A 22,367-nucleotide genomic window follows, 5' to 3' on the forward strand; every position below is an offset into this window, starting at 1 on the left:
ACTGACGTATTAGCTAATTTTCTTAAAGACTACACACGCGTTGTGGCCTCCAAAACCAAAAGTATTGCTCATAGCTACCTTAACATCCCTTTTTTGGGCCTTGTTCAAGGTAAGGTTTAAACTAGGGTCTATGTTTTCATCTACCGTAGTGTGGTTAATAGTAGGTGGCACAATACCATGTTCCATGGACAATATAGAAGCGATGGCCTCTATGGCCCCAGCCGCTCCCAACAAATGTCCTGTCATAGACTTAGTAGAATTGATATTTATGTTTTTGGCATGTTCTCCAAAGACTTCAGAAATTGCCTTCAATTCAGCAACATCACCCAAAGGTGTAGAGGTACCATGCGTATTAATAGCATCTACTTCATCAATGGTCAGACCCGCATCATTTAGGCAGTTTTCCATAACCCTTACTACACCTATGCCATCTGGATGGGGCGCTGTCATATGGTAAGCATCACTAGACATGCCGCCGCCTGCTACTTCGGCATAAATTTTTGCCCCACGGGCCTTAGCATGCTCATATTCCTCCAGAATCAAGGCACCGGCACCTTCACCGAGTACAAAACCATCCCTAGTAGCATCAAAGGGTCTTGAGGCTGTTTCAGGGCTTTCGTTTCTAGTAGAAAGTGCGTGCATGGCACCGAATCCACCCATACCTGCAATGGTAACGGCAGCTTCACTACCTCCGGTAACAATAACATCGCAATGACCCAAACGAATATAGTTGAGCGCGTCAATCATGGCGTTCGCAGAAGAGGCACAGGCAGATACCGTAGTATAATTAGGCCCCATAAAGCCATGCTTTATAGAAATATTACCTGGAGCAATATCCGCAATCATTTTTGGTATAAAGAATGGATTAAAACGTGGTGTCCCATCCCCTTGCGCAAAATTCATTACCTCATTTTGAAAAGTCTCCAAGCCACCAATACCGGCTCCCCAAATGACCCCTACTCGAAACTTGTCTAATTTATCCAGGTCTAACTTAGAATCTTTTATGGCCTCGTCAGAAGAAATTAAGGCGTACTGCGCAAACTTGTCTAGCTTCCGACCCTCTTTTCGGTCAAAATGGTCTTCTGTATTATAATCTTTTAGTTCGCAGGCGAATTTAACCTTGAATTTTTCTGTATCGTAGTATGTAATAGGTGCTGAGCCACTCTTACCATTTACCAGACCGTTCCAATACTCCTCAATATTGTTACCAATGGGTGTGAGTGCTCCCAATCCAGTAACTACAACTCGCTTTAATTGCATTGAACTTGTTTTTAGTTTAGATATAAACCAAATGTAAATTAAAAAAAATTATCCATGCGGAGTATTTACCACATGGATAATTTAGATTCTATTTAAGAAATCATAGATTACTTAGCTTCTTCTATATAGCTTATGGCTTGGCCAACGGTTGCGATATTCTCAGCTTGATCATCAGGGATTTGAATATCGAATTCCTTTTCGAATTCCATAATCAACTCAACGGTGTCCAATGAATCTGCCCCTAAATCGTTAGTAAAGCTAGCTTCTGTTACCACTTCGTTTTCATCAACTCCCAGTTTATCAACGATGATAGCTTTAACTCTTGATGCAATGTCTGACATAATAATATTGGTTTTAAAAATTTAAATTGATGGCAAAAATAAAAAACTTTGGTCTAATAACACTAATTGTCGTTAAAATGTGACGTAATTTATGAAAATTAAATACATCCCCGTGTTTTTTCAATCTTAAAATTAAGGCTTTGTGCTACAAGGTTTTATTTGTTCTTTTCTTGTTAAACCTTTGTCTATTCTTTAATTTCTATTTTCTTTTGCCTTGCTTTTGGTAGGTAAACGGCACTTCTAAACTTAAAATCTATATCTGTTGAACACGAAACGAATCGTTCTATTTGCATCCGGCTCAGGTTCTAATGTTGAGAACATTGTAAACTATTTTAATGATAAGAGTGCTATTACGATCACCGCTGTGTTCACAAACAAAAGGGATGCCAAAGTTATTGATAGGTGCAATCGTTTAAACATCAATGCCTTATATTTTAATAGACATGCCTTTTCAGGTAGTGATTGTGTATTGAACATTCTCCTTTCCATGCGCCCAGATCTGATTGTACTTGCTGGTTTTCTTTGGAAAATTCCTGAGCAAATGATTAAAGCCTTTCCCAATAAGATAATAAACATTCATCCAGCACTTCTACCTAAATACGGTGGGAAGGGCATGTATGGTATGAACGTTCATAACGCGGTAAAGAAAAATCAGGAATCCGAAACAGGAATTACCATTCATTATGTAAATTCCGATTATGATGAAGGTGCAATTATACATCAGGCTAAAACCACAATTCTGGCTGATGACCTTCCTGAGGAAATAGCAAAAAAAGTACACGAGCTAGAATATGAACACTTTCCAAAAGTTATTGAGCGTATTCTAATGAACAAATAATGGCCAAAAAAGAAAAATTTTACGTGGTTTGGAAAGGAAAGCGGCCTGGTATTTACAATACTTGGGAAGATTGTAAGTCCGCCATATCAGGATATAAGGGTGCCGAATACAAATCCTTTTCGTCCTTCCCTTTGGCAAAAAAAGCTTATAATGGAAACTATGAGGATTTTAAGGGAAAGAAAAAGGGCGAGTCAACGCTTTCTCCGGAACAACTCCTAAAAATAGGCCAGCCCAATTATCATTCTATAGCCGTGGATGCGGCTTCCAGTGGAAATCCGGGTGTCATGGAGTACCAGGGTGTTGATACCAAAACCAGTAAAAAGTTATTCAGACAAGGTCCCTTTCCGGAGGGCACCAATAACATCGGGGAGTTTTTAGCTATTGTACACGGGCTGGCATTTTTAAAGGAACGCAAAAGCGACCGGATTATTTATACCGATTCCCGCACGGCTATGAGTTGGGTGCGTAAAAAAAACTGCAATACCAAATTAAAGGAGACTGCCAAAAACAAGGCCCTTTTTGAATTAATCCGCCGTGCCGTAGACTGGTTAAAGAAAAACCAATACAATACCCCTATCGTAAAATGGGAGACCAAAGCTTGGGGAGAAATCCCCGCCGATTTTGGGAGGAAATAAATAATTATTTCTTATAAAAACTTCTTAATAACTATTGATTACTCAATAAAAATACACATCAAAAAGGTCTTCGAAAAACGTATCTTTGCAGCTTAATTTTTAACCTGAATATGGGTAAACTAGTAATTGTTGGGTCTACTAATATTGATTCTATTGAATCACCCTTTGGAAAAGTCGAGAGGATAGTTGGCGGTTCTGCCCCCTTTATAGCTTTAGCTGCCACACAATTTGATTTAGATGTTGCAATTGTTTCCGTTATTGGTGAAGATTTTCCCAAACAGTACCTTGATTTACTTGCAGCAAGGGATATAGATTTATCAGCCTTAGAAATTGTAAAGGGTGGAAAAACGTTTTTTTGGAAAGGTAAATATCACAATGATCTAAATTCTAGGGATACTTTGGCTACTGATCTAAATGTATTAGCTGATTTTAAGCCGGTCGTTCCAAACGCATATACAGATGCAGATGTTGTTATGTTAGGTAACCTGCATCCGAACATACAGTTGAGTGTAATTAATCAGATGACAAAACGACCAAAACTCATCATATTGGATACGATGAACTTTTGGATGGACAATACCCTGAACGAGCTATTGAACGTGATAAAACATATTGATGTTTTGACCATCAACGATGAGGAAGCTAGGCAATTAACGGGAGAGTATTCCTTGGTTAAAGCGGCCCATGAAATTTATGGAATGGGTCCCAAATACGTAGTTATAAAAAAGGGAGAACATGGTGCTTTATTGTTCCATAAGCAGCAAGTGTTCTTCGCACCCGCATTACCTTTGGAAGAGGTGTTTGACCCGACCGGGGCAGGAGACACTTTTGCTGGTGGATTTGCCGGCTTTATGGCAGCAACCGACGATACTTCTTTTGAAAACATGAAAAAAGCAGTCATTCACGGTTCCAACCTAGCATCATTTTGTGTGGAGAAATTTGGAACGGAGCGGATGGTGAATTTGAAACGCGAAGAGGTTAACAAAAGACTACATCAATTTAAAACATTAACACAATTTGAAATTGAATTACAATAAACCCACGCCCCTATTAGGGGTTTTTTTAATACCAAGTTATAATGAGTGATGCTATTAAACACGAGTGTGGCATCTCGGTAATCCGGTTGCTCAAACCTCTTGAATACTACAAGGATAAATATGGGTCGGCATTTTATGGCGTAAATAAAATGTACCTCATGATGGAAAAACAGCACAATCGTGGTCAAGATGGTGCAGGTTTCGCCAGTATAAAGTTAGATGTGGATGCGGGGCAGCGTTATATGAGCAGGGTAAGATCAATAGCGCAACAACCCATACAGGATATTTTTGCTCAAATCACTGACCGTATCAACAAAGAGCTTAAAGAGCATCCGGAGTATGAAAATGACGTAGCGTTACAAAAAAAGAACATCCCGTATATAGGAGAGTTACTTTTGGGCCATGTACGTTACGGTACTTTTGGTAAAAATAGTATTGAAAGTGTACATCCGTTTCTAAGACAGAACAATTGGATGCACCGTAATCTTATTGTTGCAGGTAATTTCAACATGACCAATGTACATGAACTTTTTGATAATCTGGTTCAACTGGGACAGCATCCAAAGGAAATGGCGGATACGGTAACGGTAATGGAAAAAATTGGTCATTTTTTAGATGATGCCGTTGCCAAGCTGTACAAACAGATTAAAAAAGAAGGGTATTCGAAAAAGGAGGCTACCGCAATTATTGCAGAGCGACTTAAGGTTTCTAAAATCCTAAAAAGGGCAGCTAAAAACTTCGATGGTGGTTATGCCATGGCTGGTCTAATTGGGCATGGTGATGCTTTTGTGTTACGTGATCCAGCAGGGATACGCCCGGCCTATTATTACAAGGATGATGAAGTAGTTGTAGTAGCCTCGGAACGGCCGGCCATACAAACGGTTTTTAACGTCGCCTATGAAGGTGTTAAGGAACTTGACCCGGGACATGCTATTATAATCAAAAAGAACGGATCTACAGACATTAAAGAAATTTTAGCCCCGACCGAACGTAAGGCCTGTTCTTTTGAACGTATTTATTTTTCAAGAGGGAGTGATAAAGAAATTTATCAAGAGCGTAAGGAATTGGGGAGATTGGTCTTTCCCCAAATCATAAGTGAAATTGACCACGATATTAAGAACACCGTTTTTTCCTATATCCCGAACACGGCTGAAACTTCATTCTTCGGAATGGTAAAAGAGGCGCAGAACTACCTCAACAAAAAGAAGGAGGAACAGATTCTTTCCATAGGTTCAAAGATTACTAGTGAACAGCTGCATGAAATTCTTGAGATACGACCAAGGATAGAAAAGGTCGCCATAAAAGATGCCAAGCTCCGAACCTTTATAACACAGGACGATAGTAGGGATGATCTGGTGGCACATGTTTATGATATATCCTACGGTTCCGTAGAAAAGGGCGATAATCTTGTAATTATTGATGATAGTATCGTTAGGGGTACTACACTTAAGAAAAGTATACTTCGTATTCTGGACAGGTTGTCTCCAAAGAAGATAATCGTAGTATCCTCCGCCCCACAAATACGTTATCCTGACTGTTACGGTATTGATATGGCCAAGTTAGAAGATTTCATTGCCTTTAAAGCCGCACTTGAGCTTCATAAAGACAATGATTCTATGCGTCTTGTAGATGATATCTATCACAAATGTGTGGAACAGGTACAATCAAAGGATAAGGATGTAGTGAACTACGTGAAAGAATTTTATGCTCCTTTTACGGCAGATCAAATATCAAAGAAAATTGGTGAGCTACTTAGTCCGGATGATATTAGGGCAGAGGTACGTATTATTTATCAGAGCATTTCTAGTTTGCATCAGGCGTGTCCTAAAAACTTGGGGGACTGGTATTTTACGGGGAACTATCCCACTCCCGGAGGAAATAGGGTCGTGAACAGAGCTTTCATAAACTTTTACGAGGGAAAAAACCAAAGAGCTTATTGACCAATAAATCGTTGAAATGACTAATTATATGCGTTTCATCGATAAAATATACCGTTTAACGATAGAATAGCCTATTTCGATACTACCAGTCTATTTTAGGCTCGCCATAGCATAAGTAGGTTAAGTTCATGGTAAGATTTGGGGCAAAAAAGGTGGAGAACTCTCCACCTTTTTTATTTAATAAACTTTTCAGTACCTAAGAAATCTTCCAATTCCTGATTTCTGTCCAATGTCATTAAACCTTTTTATAGGAAGTTTAACCAATAGCTTTTTTTTGTGAAAGGCATCATATACTTTTGAAGGACCATAGCATAAGTAGGTTAAGTTCATGGTAAGATTTGGGGAAAAAGGCGGAGCATTGCTCCGCCTTTTTATTTTGTTAGATTTCGATTTGTATTCTTTATTCTATCCATCGTGTAAGACAATAATACATAAGCGGTAGTTTAACTAAAGATTAAGGCTTTCATCCAATACCTTATGATCTGCAAAAGCCCATCCCTTATCTTTGAAGAACCATAGCATAAGTAGGTTAAGTTCATGGTAAGATTTGGGGAAAAAAGGTGGAGCAATGCTCCGCCTTTTTTATTACCGTTAATCGAGTAGCCCTTTTGTTCAATTACCCTGCCAATCGTTGCTATTAAAAAATTTCCCGAATAAAAGAATTTAAAATTTCTTAAAATTTCTTTTTTTATTTCCCACAATACCAGTAATTTAGTACTGCCATAGCATAAGTAGGTTAAGTTTATGGTAAGATTTGGGACGAAAAGGGTGGAGACTTCTCCGCCCTTTTCTATTTCCAAAAACATAAAAAACCACCAAAGAATTTCTTCCTAAGTGGTTGTTAGTTATCTAATTAACAAGATTTTTCTGTAGTACTTTATCTGTTTTCCGCGTAAAGTTTTTCAACTTTATCCCAATTGATAATGTTGAAAAAAGCATTTATATAATCCGGTCTTCTATTTTGGTAATTTAGGTAGTAAGCGTGTTCCCAAACATCTAATCCAAGAATAGGGTGACCACCGCATCCTACACCTGGCATAAGTGAATTATCCTGATTTGGAGTAGAACAAATTTCTACTTTTCCTCCTTTATGTACACAGAGCCACGCCCAACCAGAACCAAAACGTGTTCCTGCAGCAGTACTGAACTTTTCCTTAAAGCTCTCATATGATCCAAAAGCATCGTTAATTGCTTTAGCTAATTCCCCACTTGGGGTGCCGCCTCCTTTTGGAGATAAAATACTCCAGAATAAGGAGTGATTATAAAAGCCGCCACCATTATTTCTTACTGCACTATTATCCATATCCAACCCGGATAAAATCGCTTCAATAGATTTTCCTTCTAAATCCGTACCGGCAATAGCGTCATTTAATTTTGTGGTATACCCGTTATGATGTTTCGTATGATGTATTTCCATTGTCCTTGCATCAATATGAGGCTCTAAAGCATCATATGCGTAAGGCAATTTTGGTAATTCAAAAGCCATGTTTATTTGTTTTTAGTGTTAATATTAATCTCAACCAAAGTTAATCTTTTTAACAATTATATTCCCCTAATTATTTGTTAAGAACTGTCTTAGAATCCTTATTTTGCAAGTAAAAATACGTGCAAGAGAGCTCCTTTAAAATATTCAACGCTTCCGCGGGTTCCGGAAAGACCTATGCCCTCTCAAAAGCTTATCTTAAACTTGTTCTTGCCGCTCCAAACAGTTTCAAACGAATTTTGGCCATTACGTTTACCAATAAGGCCGTAAACGAGATGAAACACCGCATTCTGAGCAGTCTTTATGAATTTTCCATTATCGATTTAACTAAAAAGAGCCCTTCCTTATTTGAGGAACTGTCTACAGAATTAAAATTGACGCCCGAATCCCTGAAAAAAACCAGTAGGTTAAGACTTAAGGAAATTCTGCACAACTATGCATTTTTTGATATTTCCACTATAGATAAGTTTACGCACAGACTCATAAGGACATTTGCGAGAGATCTTAAAATACCTCAGAATTTTGAGGTGGTCCTGGATACTGATTTGCTTTTAAACGAAGCCGTTTCAAGAGTTGTTGGAAAAGCGGGCGAAGATTCTGAGCTTACTAAAATATTAATGGCCTTTACCCTAGAAAAAATAGATGATAACAAGAGTTGGGACATTACATATGATTTGTTAAAAATGGGGAAATTGCTTTTTGACGAAAACAATGATTCCCATCTCAAACTACTAGAAAATAAGGAAACAAGCGTTTTCCTGGAGCTTCAAAAAGAACTTTTCAATAAGATTACAACAGCACAAAGAAAGGCGGCACAAATTGCTGATGAAACTTTGGCTTTTATTGAAAATACTGGGCTGGATGTAAAAGACTTCCCAAGGGAGACGTTGCCAAATCACTTTAAAAAAGTAAGGGAAGGCAATTTGAATCCAAGTCGACTTTACGCCAATAAGCTGGAAGAAAATTTAATGGTTGGTAAAATCTTAAAAGCGAACGTTCAGCTTCCTTCTACAAGCATTCCTTCTGAACTTTTACAGCGATATCTGGATATAAAGGAACTCGTTTATGAAAGAAGTCTATTATTGAACGCCTATAGGAATATAGTGCCCCTTACTTTGTTGAACAGTATTCATAAAGAGATCAAGCTCATACAAGAAGAAAAGGACCAGCTTTCCATATCAGAATTTAATTCTATCATTTCAAGGGAAATTAAAAATCAACCGGCACCTTTCATCTATGAACGCCTAGGAGAAAAATACCGGCATTATTTTATTGATGAATTTCAGGATACCTCCGAGATGCAATGGAATAATCTAATACCATTAATAAGTAATGCATTGGAAGGACTGGATTCCAGCGGACAAACAGGCTCGCTCTTTTTGGTTGGTGACGCCAAACAGGCCATTTACAGATGGCGAGGCGGAAAAGCAGAACAATTCTTGGATTTAACGAACAAAAGGAGCAACCCGTTTTCCGTACTGGGAGACACTTACCTACTTCCTACAAACTATCGTAGTAAGGAAGAAATTATAAACTTTAATAATTTATTTTTTCAAAGTATCAGCCCTTTTCTAGAGAACCCTGTCTATCGCGAATTTTTCAAAGAAGGGAACCAACAGAGAACCAATCATAAAAAAGAAGGTTATGTAAACCTATCATTTTTAGAAGAGGAAACCGATGAAAACTATGCTGAACGAACTTTGTCCGTCATCAAGGAAAACCTGGGTAATGGTTTCACCTACGGAGACATCTGTGTACTTGTCCGCAAGAAAAAGCACGGAGTTTTACTGTCTAATTTTCTGCTGAATGCCGATGTTCCTGTAATATCCCCGGACGCCTTGTTATTGTCCAATAACAACAAGGTGCGTTTTTTAGTAAATCTCATGCGGTTTAAGCTACAGCCGCATGAGCCTGCCATTGCTTTTGAGGTACTTGCTTTTTTATCGGAAGAACGTAGCAATAGGCATTCCTTTATTCAAGAAAATCTTGCCAATGCACAATCCTTTTTACGACAAGAGTTCAATTTTGATATGGACAAGTTCGTTCAGGAATCCATTTACGACGGCATTGAATATGCGCTTAAAAAGTTTGATTTAATACCTGTCTCGGACGCCCATGTGACTACTTTCGTAGACATCGTCTTTGAGATTGAACAGAAAGAAGGTCCGGACCTGCGATATTTCTTGGATTATTGGGAGAAAAAGGAAACGACTTTTAGCATTAGTGCCCCAGAAGATGTAAACGCAATACAGGTGATGACCATTCATAAAGCCAAGGGGCTCGAGTTTCCTGTGGTAATCTTTCCCTACGCCAATACCTATATTTTTGAAGAAATCGATCCAAAACTCTGGATTCCGGTAGAACAGAAAGAATTTTTAGGTTTTGAAGAATTGCTCATTGATAAAAAGCAGGAGGTAAAAAATTACGGAAAGCGTGAAGCTTCCATATTTCAGGAGGAAGAGCAACAGTTAATGTTAGATGCCTTTAACCTGTTGTACGTAGCCTTGACCAGAGCTGTGGCGGCCTTGTATATAATAAGCACTAAAGATCTAGAGAAAAACGGGGACCATAAAACAAAATACTTCTCTGGCTTATTCATCCATTTTCTAAGTGCCATGAAACTTTGGAGCCCTGAAAAACTGGAATATTCGTTCGGCAAGCCAACTACGAACGACATGGATACCATATTACCTGCAAATTCAGATATTCCATATATCTATTCCCATAGAGACCGTTCAAGTTTTAGCATTGTAACAAAAGCAGGGATGCTCTGGGACAGTGGTCGCGATATCGCGGTAAAACAGGGCAACTTGATACATTATATATTAGGAAATATTAAAACCTATGCTGATTTGGATAAGGCTATGGCAAAAACCTTACAAAAAGGACTGGTAAACGAGCTTGAAGCCAAGAAATTACGACCTAAGATTTTCGCTGTCCTCAACCATCCACATTTAATACCCTATTTCGATACGGGGAATACCATCTTTAATGAAAGAGATATCTTGATGCCAGATGGTACGATTGAAAGACCCGATAGGGTAATATTAAAGGATAAGGAAGTTACCATCATTGATTATAAAACAGGCGGTAAGGATTCCCGATACGAAAGGCAAATAGAGGAATATGCAAATGCATATCTTCGCATGGGTTATGGAGTAGCGAATAAAATCATTGTGTATATTAACGAAAACATTGTAACAGAATTTATTTAAGATGTACGGAAAAATTAAAGAGCATTTACAAGAAGAATTGCAGAGTATTAAGGAAGACGGGCTATTTAAAGAAGAGCGCATTATAGTTACTCCACAGAACCCAGTTATCAAAATAGCTACTGGAGAAGAGGTTATTAACTTGTGCGCAAATAATTACCTAGGCCTTTCATCACATCCTGAAGTTGTGCAGGCAGCCAAGGACACTATGGACACCCACGGTTTTGGGATGTCTTCGGTTCGTTTTATCTGCGGCACTCAAGACATCCATAAAAAGCTCGAGCAAAAGATAGCCGATTTCTATGGTACAGAGGATACCATATTATACGCCGCATGCTTTGATGCCAACGGTGGGGTTTTTGAACCCTTGCTATCGGCAGAGGACGCTATCATATCCGATTCCTTAAACCATGCCTCCATTATTGATGGGGTCAGACTGTGTAAAGCGAAGCGATATCGATATGCCAATAGTGATATGGAAGATCTTGAAAAACAGTTACAACAAGCGAATAAAGACGGTTCAAGGTTTAAACTTGTGGTAACCGACGGTGTCTTCTCCATGGATGGCTTGGTTGCGCCTTTGGATAAAATCTGTGATCTGGCTGAAAAATATGATGCCATGGTAATGATAGACGAGTGCCATGCTACAGGATTCATTGGAGCCAAAGGTATTGGCACCCTGGAAGAAAAGGGTGTAATGGGCCGAGTAGATATCATCACCGGTACTTTAGGAAAAGCGCTTGGCGGTGCCATGGGCGGATACACCACTGGAAAAAAAGAAATTATAGCGATGCTTAGGCAACGCTCCAGACCCTATCTATTTTCAAACTCCTTGGCACCGGCAATTGTAGGAGCCTCCATAAAGGTGTTCGAACTACTAGAAAAGGATACTTCCTTAAGGGACAGACTTGAAGAGAACACAGCTTATTTCAAAAAGGGTATGATTAGCTCCGGTTTTGATATCATAGATGGAGATTCGGCTATTGTACCCGTCATGTTGTATGACGCCAAGCTTTCGCAGGAAATGGCGAATAAATTGCTGGAAAAAGGAATCTATGTCATCGGTTTCTTTTATCCGGTAGTCCCAAAAGACAAAGCTAGAATTCGCGTACAGCTATCCGCTGCCCATACTAAAGAACATTTAGATGCGGCAATTAGGGCTTTTACTGAGGTAGGGAAAGAATTGGAAATCGTTTAAACGTCATTTTTAATCTATCAAATGCGTTAAAAAAAATAGGAAATTGATTTTGTTAATAATATTTAACAACTTACATTTGCAGCTAATAAACACTTAAACTTAAAATTTTGAACATGAAACATCTTAGCAAATTATTGGTTGTTGCCCTACTTGTTGTAGGATTTAACAGCATACAAGCGCAAGACGAGAATAATCCTTGGCAAGTACAGTTTGGGGTTAACGCCATTGACGTATATCCAACTGGGGATGTCAGCTCTTTTGGCAATGAATTCTTTAATGTGAACGATCACTGGAATATCCTACCTTCTATTTCTTATATAGGAGTTTCTAAGGCTGTTGGTGATGGATTTTCTGTTGGAGCCAGAGGGTCTCTAAACAAAATCAGCAAACTGGGTGACGTTAGCGTTGATGATCTTTCTCATTATGCTATAGATGGTACAATAAAATATGACTTCATCAGAAGAACTACCGTTATTGATCCTTTCATCGAAATCGGTGGTGGTTATACTTGGGTTGATGAAATAGGTGCTGGTACTGTAAACGGAGGTGTTGGACTTAACATTTGGTTCTCAGAGAACTTAGGTCTTACTCTACAGTCTTCATATAAGCACGCTTTCGAAGATTACGGTGTTAAGCATTTTCAGCACTTAGCCGGTATCTCTGTTAAATTCGGAGGAACTGATACTGATGGTGATGGAATATATGACAAAGATGATGCTTGTCCAGAAGTTGCTGGCTTAGAAGCATTCAACGGATGTCCAGATTCTGATGGTGATGGCATCGAGGACAGCAAAGATGATTGTCCTAACGAAGCTGGTTCTAAAGAAATGAACGGATGTCCTGATGCTGACGGTGACGGTGTCGCTGATAAAGATGATGCTTGTCCTAACGAAGCAGGTCTTGCGGCTCTTGCTGGTTGCCCTGATGCTGATGGTGACGGTGTTGCAGATAAAGATGATGAATGTCCTAACGAAGCAGGTCCTGCTGAAAACAAAGGTTGCCCATGGCCAGATGCTGATGGTGACGGTGTACTTGACAAAGACGATCAATGTCCAGATGTTGCAGGTACTGTAGCCAACCAAGGTTGCCCAGAAGTAACTGAAGAAGTTCAAAAACAATTGAACGACTATGCAAGAACAATTTTGTTCGATACAGGTAAAGCTTCTATTAAAGCTGAGTCAACTTCTGTAATGGTTGATATCATTACAATATTAAAAGAGTACCCAACTGCTAAATTTACAGTAGAAGGTCATACTGATAGTGTTGGTAGCGATAAGCTTAATCAAGGTCTTTCTGAAAAGAGAGCACTTTCAGTAAAAGAATTCTTAGTAGAGAAAGGTATAGATGAATTCAGATTATCTGCAATAGGATATGGTGAATCTAAACCAATCGCAACTAATAACACTAGAGCTGGTAGAGCTCAAAACAGAAGGGTAGAAATTAACTTAGTAAAATAAGTTGAATTAAAAACCTAAGTGTTTTAATAAATAAAAGCTCCGCATAATGCGGAGCTTTTTTATTTTTACCTAGTATGCAGCAAAGCTTTATAGAAGAGGTTGTCGATGACGTATGGAATATCTATGCAGGGATTGAAAATCTCATCTTTGTTCTTCCCAGCAAGAGAGCGGGTACGTTCCTAAAAACGGCTATTTCCAAAAAGGCTCGTAGAACTATACAAGCTCCTGACATTTATAGTATAGAAGAGTTCATTGAAGTTGTGGCAGGTACTTCGTACGCAAATAATACACAGCAGCTGTTTGAACTATATAAGGCCTATTTAGAAACAGGAGAGTATGAAAAAGAATCGTTCGATTCCTTTTTAAATTGGGCGCCAACTATACTCCAAGATTTCAATGAGATAGACAGATATTTAATAGATGCAAAAAAATTGTTCTCTGGCCTTACCGCGGTACAGGAAGTGAACCATTGGTCGCTAAGCACGGAAAAGACCGAATTGATTGAAAATTATTTGCATTTCTGGAGACACTTAGAACCGATTTACCAAAAATTCACAGATAATCTTCTACTCCTGGGAATAGGGCATCAAGGGTTGGTCTACAGAAAAGCATTTGAAAATATAGAAGGATATCTAAAAGACGTAAATAAAACCCATATTTTCTTAGGCTTCAATGCATTAAACAACTCAGAAAGTAATATCATTCAAAAAATGCTTGCTGGCAAAGCGCATATTTATTGGGATATTGACCACTATTTTTTAAACGATAAGTTACATGATGCTGGTTTATTTATCCGTCAACATCATAGAACATGGGATTTTTATAAAAACAATGAACTTAAAGGATTAAGTGCCTACTATCTAACAAAAAAACAGATTGAAATTATTGGTGTCCCAAAAAATATATCCCAAGCAAAGTATGTAGGTAATTTACTCTCCCAACTAGAAATTGAGAATCCAAGTGCACTAAAGACCTCGGCGGTAATTTTAGGGGATGAAAATCTTTTGAATCCAATTTTAAATTCAATCCCATCCTCCATTTCCGCAGTGAATATTACCATGGGGCAAAATTTAGAGAATACCCAATTGGCCAGTTTTTTCAAAGGTCTATTAGAACTTCATGAACTTGTAACTGAAAAAGGATGGTTCTATAAAGACTTTTTAAGTTTTCTATGCCACTCCTATACCGATTTGTTGTTAAAATCCTCTGGTATTGATGTTGACAAACTACAATCAACTATAAAGTCAAGAAATTGGCTTTACGTTAATGCTGCAACATTGGAGGCTTTTGACGCACGTGAAGCTATCATTTCCAATTTACTTTTCAGTAGGTATGATTCCGATACCAACAATTTTGTAGAAAGGTGTGCAAAATTGACCCTTGAGCTTAAAGAAATCTTTTCCATTGAAAAAAATCATATGGTGCTTGAGCAATTGTATAGATTTTATAACCTCTTTAATCAAATCAAGTCCATAATATCCACCTATTCCTATGTAAAGAATCCAAGGGCCCTAAAAATTCTGTTTAGACAACTTATGGCTTCGGAAACGCTGGATTTTCAAGGAGATCCTCTAGAGGGCTTACAGATAATGGGAATGCTGGAAAGCAGAAACCTGGATTTTGAGACGGTCATTCTAACTTCGGTGAACGAGGGCATACTACCTTCGGGAAAATCCAATAATTCCTTTATTCCATTTGAGTTAAAAATTGAGCATGGACTTCCCACATACAAAGAAAAAGATGCGGTATATACCTATCATTTCTACAGGTTGCTACAAAGGGCAAAACAAATCTATATTCTATATAATACCGAGCCGGATGTCTTGGAAGGTGGAGAGCGAAGTAGGTTGATAACACAACTATTAACCGACGAGAATAGAAATGACATCAGGGAAAGAGTAGCTGCCCCTTTATTGCATCCAACCACCGTTCAGCAGGAAAAAATTATTAAGACCGATACTCTACTGACAAGTATTGCAGGTTACGCTCAAAAGGGATTCTCCCCAAGCTCCTTGAGCAATTATATAAGGAATCCCCTTGACTTTTATAAAAGAAGCATTTTGGATATTAAGGACATAGTGGCAGTTGAGGAAACCATTGCCGCCAATACCTTTGGAACCATTGTGCATGACACATTAGAGGAGCTCTATACGCCGTTTATCGGCCAGGAATTATCGAGACCCCTTCTCGAAAATGCTAAGACCAAAATACAGTCTATCGTTAAGTCAAATTTTAGAAAGACCTATTTGGATGGTAATATTGGTACCGGAAAGAATTACCTGTCCTATCATGTAATCATTAAATATATACAGGATTTTATCGATTTAGAAATCAGCGAATTACAAAATCACACCATTAAAATCTTGGCATTAGAAAAGAAATTGACCTTAGACCTTAATATCACTGATATCCATTCCCCCATTCTACTTAAAGGAAAGCTGGACCGAATAGACGAATTTGACGGTGTTACAAGAATTATAGATTATAAGACCGGGAAAGTTGAGAAGCGCAATGTGGAAATTAAAGATTGGGATTGTCTAATAGAAGAAGAACAATGCGGCAAAGCCTTCCAATTGTTATGCTATTCCTACATGTATTCAAAAACACATCCAAATCAGGACCTACTTGCCGGTATCATTTCTATAAAAAATTTGAGGGAGGGTTTACTCATGTTTGCAAAAAAAGAACCTGTTGAGAGTCAGAAAACATTCATAATTGGCAATGATATGCTCTTCATGTTTGAAAATCTGCTGTATAAACTGATTAGTGAAATTTTCAACCCAGAAATTCCCTTTCTAGAGAAACAGGTATAATGCTATTTTTTATCGGGTCTGGAGGGTCTAACTTCAATCTTACTGGGCAAAGTTCTTGGATTCATTTTCAATAAATCTAGCACAAGCTCTCCTATATCTTCAGGTTGAATTTTCCACGCATCACCTTCGCCCGGCTCATTATTGTTGAAATGCGTCGCCACGGAACCTGGCATAATGGTTGAAACCTTGATATCATATTTCCTCAAATCAAGCATAGCCGCCTGTGTGAAACCGACCACCCCAAATTTTGAAGCATTGTACCCTGCGCCAGTAGCAAAAAAGTTGGTTCCTGCTAAACTTGCTAAAGTAATGTAGTAACCCTTGGATTTTTTTAGCGCCTCTACCGATGCTTTCAGGGTATGAAATACTCCGTTAAGGTTGGTGTTGATCATACTGTGCCAGTCCTTGTCAGTCATTTCATCGATTGCAGCAAAATGCCCTACACCTGCATTGGCCAATACCACATCTAATTGACCCCACTTATCCAAAATTTCAGCAATAGCCTTCTTCTCGTCCTCCATTTTAGAAACGTCGGATACAATCCCCAAAACGGAATCATCATTAAAATCCTTTAATGCTTGACCCACGCTTTCTTGTGACCTTCCGCTGATCGCCACTCTCATTCCATGCTTCAATAGTGCTTTTGCCACTCCAAAACCAATTCCTTTTGTCCCACCAGTTATGTAAGCTACTTTATTGTTTAAATCCTTCATAGTTTATTTATTATCCTTCCAAGTTACAATTTATAGGAATTTAATGTAGCTGATAAAGAACAACATTTAACGGTTTTGATTTGTTATATTTAGCGCTTACTAAATTTTTGAAATGAACAGAATAATACTTTGGTCCATTACCGTAGCACTAGCTGGGTTCTTATTCGGGTTTGATACTGTTGTTATATCTGGGGCGGATAAACAATTACAGTTGTTGTGGAATAGTTCCGACGCTTTCCATGGTTGGGTAGTGATTTCCGGTGCATTGTGGGGTACCGTTCTTGGCGCTTTATTTGCCGGATATCCTACGGACAAATTTGGCAGAAAAAATACACTTATTTGGATTGGAATTCTTTTTAGTGTCTCAGCGTTTGGATCGGCCTTTTCCAATGATCCCATCACTTTTGCGATATTTAGGTTTTTAGGTGGCATAGGCGTCGGTGTTTCCACAATTGCGGCACCTGCTTATATTTCGGAGATTTCGCCAGCAGACAAAAGAGGTAAATTAGTAGGTTTTTATCAGTTCAGCTTAGTTTTTGGTATTCTCATTGCCTTTCTTTCCAATTACATGCTTAGTGGACTAGGAGATAATTCTTGGCGATGGATGGTTGGCGTAGAGGGTATTCCTGCAATTATTTATACGTTGTTCGTATTGACCGTACCTAAAAGCCCAAGATGGTTGATTACACAGAATAGAATTGAAGAGGCAAAGAAAGTACTCTTACTCATTGATCCTTCCCAAGATGTTAATGAAACCATCGAACTCATTCAAAATGACAATAAAAATACAGTTACGGGAGAATCTATTTTCATGAAAAAATATCGCTTTCCGTTGATACTGGCATTTCTTATTGCCTTCTTTAATCAGGTATCAGGTATTAACGCTTTTCTATACTACGCACCCCGTATTTTCGAGGAAGCCGGTCTTGGCCAAAGCACTGCCCTCTTAAGTAGTGTTGGTATTGGAGTAACCAACATGCTGTTTACACTGCTTGGAATTAATTTGATAGATCGTTTAGGTCGCAAACAGCTCATGTATATTGGTTCTATCGGTTATATCGTATCTCTTTCTTTGGTAGCCTGCGCTTTCTTCCTAGAATGGGAGGGTATAGCTGTACCTATTTTTCTGTTCTTATTCATAGCTGCACATGCCGTTGGCCAAGGGTCTGTAATTTGGGTTTTTATTTCTGAAATATTTCCCAATCATTTGAGGGGTAGTGGGCAGTCCTTTGGTTGTTCCGTACATTGGATTTTGGCAGCTGCCATACCTGCTGCAGTACCATTTCTATTCTCAACTATCGGTGCAGGAACTGTTTTTATGTTCTTTGCCTTCATGATGGTATTGCAGCTGTTATGGGTTCATTTTATTATGCCGGAGACCAAAGGAGTTTCTTTAGAAGAGTTAAGCAAGAAACTAACTAAAAGTTAATGCAAAACAAAAGCCATACTTTAAAAGTATGGCTTTTTGCCTGCTTGTGGAGAATACCGGAGTCGAACCGGTGACCTCTTGCCTGCCAGGCAAGCGCTCTAGCCAGCTGAGCTAATCCCCCTTTTTGAGCGCATCAAAGGAAATACTTTTTAATAACCTATCAAAGCGCATTTTAATCTTTCTTGGCACTTAGTATCAATACGGGAATCGGTGCTGAAAATTCTGACTTTAAAATTGTACTTTTTTCCCAAAGCTTTTTGAAAAACCCCCTTTTTCGCCTGAAAACGCATAATAAATCTGGGTGTTGTGATTGAAAGTGTTCCAAAACCCCCAAGTATGTCGTAGCATTCTCCGTAATGGTCAATTGGCAACTTATATCCATCATGGCCGTATTCACCTTTAAATCTTCATCTGAATAGCCTGGCGTCTTTACCAATAACAAATTCACTTTTGCCCTATGTTTATTGACGATTGTGACCAGAGGATCTAAAATTCTTTTGCGTTTAAGAATACCAGATTTAAAGGCCACCAGTACCGTCTTAAAACTTTGGTATTTTGTGCCTTTTGGAACTACTAGGGTAGGAATATCGGTCTGTTTTATAATTCTTCCCGAAGTATATCCTAAATACAGCTCTTCTTGTATGTCATGACTACGCGGAGCTAATATAATTAAATCGATTCCCACCTCCTTGTCAATATCGTTCAGCCCATCTACCAGTTCCCCGTTATAGGTTACTGTTTTGATATCTACTTTTTTGGAATCTACTTTACTAATAACTCCCTTCAAGCGTTCTTTTCCGCTTTCGGCGATTTTCTCCGAGACATTGGCCAATGTACCCGTCTTGGATGAAGCACTAAATACCTCCATGACATAAATATGGGCTGCAAAGTCATTGGCAAAATCCACTGCATATTGCAGCGTTTCATGGGCATCTGCAGAAGTACCGATAGGAACAAGAATATTAGTCATAATAGAATTGTTGATTATTACTCTAAATTTACAATTAAAATAAATCCTTTTTATGATTCAACATGCAAAGATATCTGAAATTCCCGATATTCTTGACATAACGGATTCATGCAGGCGGCATATGGATTCCCAAGGCATCTATCAATGGACAGACGAATATCCTTCTAAAAAGCAATTTGAAATTGATATGGAGAGAAAGGAGCTTTACACCTTAAAAGAAGGTGATAAGTTAATAGGATGTATCGTGTTATCAACCTTAATGGATAAAGAATACGAAGAAGTAGAATGGTTAACGCCAAACAATAATAACATTTATGTTCACCGTCTCGCAATTAATCCTTCTTATCAAGGAAATGGATATGCACAGCAGTTGATGGCGTATGCGGAAGCCTATGCCCGGACCAACGACTATTCATCCGTTCGCTTGGATACTTTTAGCCAAAACAAACGAAACCAAAGATTTTATGAGCAAAGAGGATATCAAAAATTAAAGGATATATATTTTCCTCAACAAAGTGACCATCCTTTCCATTGCTATGAACTAGTGTTTTAACTTGCGTTCTTTGAATACCACCATCAACTTTAAAAATATAAATAGGCTAGCCATTCCTGCCACCGTTGCAGGTATTGCTGAACCGCTTTTGTCCATTACCGATACCGCTATCGTTGGGAACATTCCTGTAGATGGATTGGAATCACTTGCAGCAGCAGGTATAGTAGGGTCGTTTCTTTCCATGCTCATCTGGATTCTAGGGCAAACCCGCAGCGCCATTTCCGCAATAATTTCGCAGTATCTTGGTGCGGGAAGGTTGGAGGAAGTAAAAACACTACCTGCGCAGGCCATATTCCTAAATATCGGATTAAGTATTCTAATCCTCTTGTCCACCGTTTTTATAGTAGAGGAGATTTTTCAACTATTGAACGCCTCGGGAAAAATATTAAAATATTGTGTGAGTTACTACTCCATAAGAGTTTGGGGCTTTCCCCTTACCCTTTTTGCCTTTGCCGTTATGGGTATTTTCAGAGGACTTCAAAATACGTATTGGCCCATGGTCATCGCCATTGTCGGGGCTGTTTTAAACGTTATTCTGGATTTTATTCTAGTTTACGGGATTGACGGATTGGTGAATCCATTATATCTGGATGGGGCCGCTTACGCCAGTGTAATTGCCCAAGCGGTAATGGCTATTATGGCGTTCATCCTATTAGTTACCAAAACGAACATCAGTCTTAAACTTAGATTCCCACTACATCCAGAATTGGGTCGGTTAATCGTCATGAGCCTCAACCTATTTGTTAGGGCCATTGCCCTGAATACGGCGTTGATACTTGCAGTTCGTGAAGCCACGGCACTTGGGGACAAATATATAGGCGCACATACCATCGCCATTAATATCTGGTTGTTCTCCGCATTTTTTATTGATGGATATGGAGCGGCAGGCAACATTATGGGTGGAAAACTTTTGGGAGCAAGAGATTATAATGGACTTTGGCGTTTGGCCAAAAAAATTGTCCAATACGGTCTAGGAGTAAGTTTGGTCCTCATGACAATCGGTTTTGTATTCTATTATCCCATGGGAAGTTTGTTTTCCAAAGAGACCCAGGTACTGAGTACCTTTTACAGTATCTTTTTTATTATTATTCTTGGACTTCCCATTAATACCATTGCATTTGTTTTGGATGGCCTTTTTAAAGGACTGGGAGAAATGAAATACCTTCGGAATACTTTATTAGTGGCAACTTTCCTAGGTTTTGTGCCAACGTTGTTTTTAGGAATATATTTAGATTGGGGCCTAATGGGAATATGGATTGCCTTTACTGTATGGATGGCAATAAGAGGAGGAGCCTTAGTTTTGGAGTTTAGAAGAAAGTTTCGGCCACTACTACAAAACCATTAATTTTGGATAAAATTATTAAGATATGGGGACGGATAGAGAAAATGGAAGTCTGTACATAAAAATTGACGGAAATGTCGCCATTGTAGAATTTGGACATCCCGCAAGTAATTCCTTTACGGCGGAACTTTTGGATAGACTTACGAAAGAGCTTAATCAATTGTCTACAAACGATTCAATTTCCGTTGTAGTTTTAAAATCGGAAGGCGATAGGGCTTTTTGTGCAGGCGCCTCCTTTGATGAGCTCATGGCAGTTTCGAATTTGGAAGAAGGTAAAATTTTCTTTAGTGGTTTTGCCAACGTGATCAACGCCATGCGCAAATGTAAAAAAGTCATCGTCGGACGTGTACAAGGAAAAACCGTAGGTGGGGGCGTAGGCCTGGCTTCGGCCTGTGATTATGTTTTTGCTACGGAAGCTGCCGCCATACGGCTATCAGAATTATCCATTGGTATAGCGCCTTTAGTAATTGAACCCGCCGTAGAGCGCAAGATAGGGACTGCTGCGCTTTCTGAATTGAGCCTGGCTCCTCTTGAATGGAAGAATGCTTACTGGGCTGAAGAAAAAGGATTGTTTTCTAAGGTTTTTGATGATTTGAAGGCGTTGGATAAAGACCTTGATTTTTTCGTTCAGAAATTATCGTCGTACAATCCTGATGCCCTATTGGAATGGAAGCGTGTCCTTTGGAAAAGCACCGATCATTGGGATACCTTGTTGAAAGATAGGGCGGCCATTACGGGACAATTGGTCCTGTCCGAATTTACCAGGGAAGCACTTTCCAAGTTTAAAAAGTAATTTGAGACATTGGCCAACTCCAAAGTTAACTCAAAGGAGCTTTAATTTATATATGGATGCAAGCCTTGGTACATATTAATCTCGGTTATCGAGTAAAGCAATAACCACTGCCATCCATCGTTTTATATTAAAATTTAAACGGAATGGAATTTTTTAATTTTCTAAATGGCGACCTTATATTTCCCATTCTTGCCCTGTTCGTAGTTGTTATTTATTTTGTTAATCGAGTACGTACTCGGCGAAGGTTTAAACGCTAAGTACAAAGTTTCAATAATAAAGGGACTGTTTCCTGAAAATTTGGGGATGAAAGTAGCTTCAAGTCTCTCTTCATCTATCTTTAGAATTCCTACCTT

17 protein-coding genes and 1 tRNA gene are annotated in these 22,367 nt (G+C 38.8%); 12 read left to right on the forward strand and 6 right to left on the reverse strand.

Going from position 1 to position 22,367, the window contains the following annotated elements:
* Window positions 1-9: 9 nt before the first annotated feature.
* Window positions 10-1,260: a beta-ketoacyl-ACP synthase II gene (gene fabF, locus N8A89_RS07285; RefSeq protein ID WP_281541664.1), complete on the reverse strand. Its 1,251-nt coding sequence runs from the start codon at window positions 1,258-1,260 to the stop codon at window positions 10-12.
* Window positions 1,261-1,367: 107 nt separating this feature from the next.
* The gene (locus N8A89_RS07290; RefSeq protein WP_008269813.1) at window positions 1,368-1,601 is read right to left on the reverse strand and encodes an acyl carrier protein; all 234 of its coding nucleotides are present in this window, start codon (window positions 1,599-1,601) and stop codon (window positions 1,368-1,370) included.
* Between the two features lie 262 nt (window positions 1,602-1,863).
* Here N8A89_RS07290 and purN point away from each other — a divergent pair, with 262 nt between their 5' ends.
* The 4 genes from purN to N8A89_RS07310 all read left to right on the forward strand — a co-directional run bounded on the left by purN (window position 1,864) and on the right by N8A89_RS07310 (window position 6,051).
* Window positions 1,864-2,439, forward strand: a complete 576-nt coding sequence (gene purN, locus N8A89_RS07295) for a phosphoribosylglycinamide formyltransferase (RefSeq protein WP_281541665.1) — start codon at window positions 1,864-1,866, stop codon at window positions 2,437-2,439.
* Window positions 2,439-3,074, forward strand: a complete 636-nt coding sequence (locus N8A89_RS07300; RefSeq protein ID WP_289645197.1) for a ribonuclease H family protein — start codon at window positions 2,439-2,441, stop codon at window positions 3,072-3,074. Before purN ends, N8A89_RS07300 begins: the two co-directional genes overlap by 1 nt.
* Window positions 3,075-3,184: 110 nt before the next feature.
* Window positions 3,185-4,111 carry a PfkB family carbohydrate kinase gene (locus tag N8A89_RS07305; protein ID WP_289645200.1) on the forward strand — a complete coding sequence of 309 codons (927 nt, stop codon included), beginning with the start codon at window positions 3,185-3,187 and terminating at the stop codon, window positions 4,109-4,111.
* Window positions 4,112-4,152: 41 nt separating this feature from the next.
* Window positions 4,153-6,051, forward strand: a complete 1,899-nt coding sequence (locus N8A89_RS07310; RefSeq protein ID WP_281541666.1) for an amidophosphoribosyltransferase — start codon at window positions 4,153-4,155, stop codon at window positions 6,049-6,051.
* A gap of 877 nt (window positions 6,052-6,928) precedes the next feature.
* Here the strand turns inward: N8A89_RS07310 and N8A89_RS07315 are convergent.
* Window positions 6,929-7,537 carry a superoxide dismutase gene (locus tag N8A89_RS07315; RefSeq protein WP_281541667.1) on the reverse strand — a complete coding sequence of 203 codons (609 nt, stop codon included), beginning with the start codon at window positions 7,535-7,537 and terminating at the stop codon, window positions 6,929-6,931.
* Between the two features lie 119 nt (window positions 7,538-7,656).
* Here N8A89_RS07315 and N8A89_RS07320 point away from each other — a divergent pair, with 119 nt between their 5' ends.
* The 4 genes from N8A89_RS07320 (at window position 7,657) to N8A89_RS07335 (ending at window position 16,214) form a co-directional block, all read left to right on the forward strand.
* Entirely contained in the window at window positions 7,657-10,749 is a 3,093-nt protein-coding gene (locus tag N8A89_RS07320; RefSeq protein ID WP_281541668.1) for a UvrD-helicase domain-containing protein, read from the forward strand.
* Between the two features lies 1 nt (window position 10,750).
* Window positions 10,751-11,944, forward strand: a complete 1,194-nt coding sequence (gene kbl, locus N8A89_RS07325; protein ID WP_281541669.1) for a glycine C-acetyltransferase — start codon at window positions 10,751-10,753, stop codon at window positions 11,942-11,944.
* Window positions 11,945-12,057: 113 nt separating this feature from the next.
* Window positions 12,058-13,401 (forward strand): OmpA family protein, encoded by a 1,344-nt coding sequence (locus tag N8A89_RS07330; protein ID WP_281541670.1) that lies wholly within the window; start codon window positions 12,058-12,060, stop codon window positions 13,399-13,401.
* A gap of 74 nt (window positions 13,402-13,475) precedes the next feature.
* A complete protein-coding gene (locus N8A89_RS07335; protein WP_281541671.1) occupies window positions 13,476-16,214 on the forward strand; it encodes a PD-(D/E)XK nuclease family protein in 2,739 nt (912 codons plus the stop codon).
* 2 nt (window positions 16,215-16,216) lie between these two features.
* Here the strand turns inward: N8A89_RS07335 and N8A89_RS07340 are convergent, their stop codons facing one another.
* Complete coding sequence (locus N8A89_RS07340) at window positions 16,217-16,927, reverse strand: SDR family oxidoreductase (protein ID WP_281541672.1); 711 nt, start codon at window positions 16,925-16,927, stop codon at window positions 16,217-16,219.
* Window positions 16,928-17,039: 112 nt separating this feature from the next.
* Between N8A89_RS07340 and N8A89_RS07345 the strand changes: the two genes are divergently transcribed.
* Window positions 17,040-18,356, forward strand: a complete 1,317-nt coding sequence (locus N8A89_RS07345) for a sugar porter family MFS transporter (RefSeq protein ID WP_281541673.1) — start codon at window positions 17,040-17,042, stop codon at window positions 18,354-18,356.
* Between the two features lie 47 nt (window positions 18,357-18,403).
* Here the strand turns inward: N8A89_RS07345 and N8A89_RS07350 are convergent.
* Window positions 18,404-18,477: transfer RNA gene (locus tag N8A89_RS07350), tRNA-Ala, on the reverse strand.
* Between the two features lie 51 nt (window positions 18,478-18,528).
* Window positions 18,529-19,326 carry a universal stress protein gene (locus tag N8A89_RS07355; protein WP_289645205.1) on the reverse strand — a complete coding sequence of 266 codons (798 nt, stop codon included), beginning with the start codon at window positions 19,324-19,326 and terminating at the stop codon, window positions 18,529-18,531.
* Window positions 19,327-19,378: 52 nt separating this feature from the next.
* On the opposite strand from N8A89_RS07355, the gene N8A89_RS07360 reads away from it, so the two are divergent.
* Genes N8A89_RS07360 through N8A89_RS07370 form a run of 3 tightly spaced genes read left to right on the forward strand, consistent with a single transcriptional unit; the run spans window position 19,379 to window position 22,014 of the window.
* Complete coding sequence (locus tag N8A89_RS07360; protein ID WP_281541674.1) at window positions 19,379-19,879, forward strand: GNAT family N-acetyltransferase; 501 nt, start codon at window positions 19,379-19,381, stop codon at window positions 19,877-19,879.
* A gap of 10 nt (window positions 19,880-19,889) precedes the next feature.
* Complete coding sequence (locus N8A89_RS07365; RefSeq protein WP_281541675.1) at window positions 19,890-21,224, forward strand: MATE family efflux transporter; 1,335 nt, start codon at window positions 19,890-19,892, stop codon at window positions 21,222-21,224.
* A 22-nt stretch (window positions 21,225-21,246) separates the two neighbouring features.
* A complete protein-coding gene (locus N8A89_RS07370) occupies window positions 21,247-22,014 on the forward strand; it encodes an enoyl-CoA hydratase/isomerase family protein (protein WP_281541676.1) in 768 nt (255 codons plus the stop codon).
* Window positions 22,015-22,367 lie beyond the last annotated feature (353 nt).

The sequence above is a fragment of the Maribacter aestuarii genome (assembly GCF_027474845.2).
Taxonomy (GTDB): Bacteria; Bacteroidota; Bacteroidia; order Flavobacteriales; family Flavobacteriaceae; genus Maribacter; species Maribacter aestuarii.

What these genes read in the sequence shown, in the direction of transcription:
- N8A89_RS07335 (WP_281541671.1), top strand. Translation starts at nt 13,476, where the DNA reads ATGCAGCAAAGCTTTATAGAAGAGGTTGTCGATGACGTATGGAATATC.
- N8A89_RS07290 (WP_008269813.1), bottom strand. Translation starts at nt 1,601, where the DNA reads ATGTCAGACATTGCATCAAGAGTTAAAGCTATCATCGTTGATAAACTG.
- kbl (WP_281541669.1), top strand. Translation starts at nt 10,751, where the DNA reads ATGTACGGAAAAATTAAAGAGCATTTACAAGAAGAATTGCAGAGTATT.
- N8A89_RS07300 (WP_289645197.1), top strand. Translation starts at nt 2,439, where the DNA reads ATGGCCAAAAAAGAAAAATTTTACGTGGTTTGGAAAGGAAAGCGGCCT.
- N8A89_RS07355 (WP_289645205.1), bottom strand. Translation starts at nt 19,326, where the DNA reads ATGACTAATATTCTTGTTCCTATCGGTACTTCTGCAGATGCCCATGAA.
- N8A89_RS07315 (WP_281541667.1), bottom strand. Translation starts at nt 7,537, where the DNA reads ATGGCTTTTGAATTACCAAAATTGCCTTACGCATATGATGCTTTAGAG.
- N8A89_RS07330 (WP_281541670.1), top strand. Translation starts at nt 12,058, where the DNA reads ATGAAACATCTTAGCAAATTATTGGTTGTTGCCCTACTTGTTGTAGGA.
- fabF (WP_281541664.1), bottom strand. Translation starts at nt 1,260, where the DNA reads ATGCAATTAAAGCGAGTTGTAGTTACTGGATTGGGAGCACTCACACCC.
- N8A89_RS07370 (WP_281541676.1), top strand. Translation starts at nt 21,247, where the DNA reads ATGGGGACGGATAGAGAAAATGGAAGTCTGTACATAAAAATTGACGGA.
- N8A89_RS07310 (WP_281541666.1), top strand. Translation starts at nt 4,153, where the DNA reads ATGAGTGATGCTATTAAACACGAGTGTGGCATCTCGGTAATCCGGTTG.
- N8A89_RS07305 (WP_289645200.1), top strand. Translation starts at nt 3,185, where the DNA reads ATGGGTAAACTAGTAATTGTTGGGTCTACTAATATTGATTCTATTGAA.
- N8A89_RS07360 (WP_281541674.1), top strand. Translation starts at nt 19,379, where the DNA reads ATGATTCAACATGCAAAGATATCTGAAATTCCCGATATTCTTGACATA.
- N8A89_RS07340 (WP_281541672.1), bottom strand. Translation starts at nt 16,927, where the DNA reads ATGAAGGATTTAAACAATAAAGTAGCTTACATAACTGGTGGGACAAAA.
- N8A89_RS07345 (WP_281541673.1), top strand. Translation starts at nt 17,040, where the DNA reads ATGAACAGAATAATACTTTGGTCCATTACCGTAGCACTAGCTGGGTTC.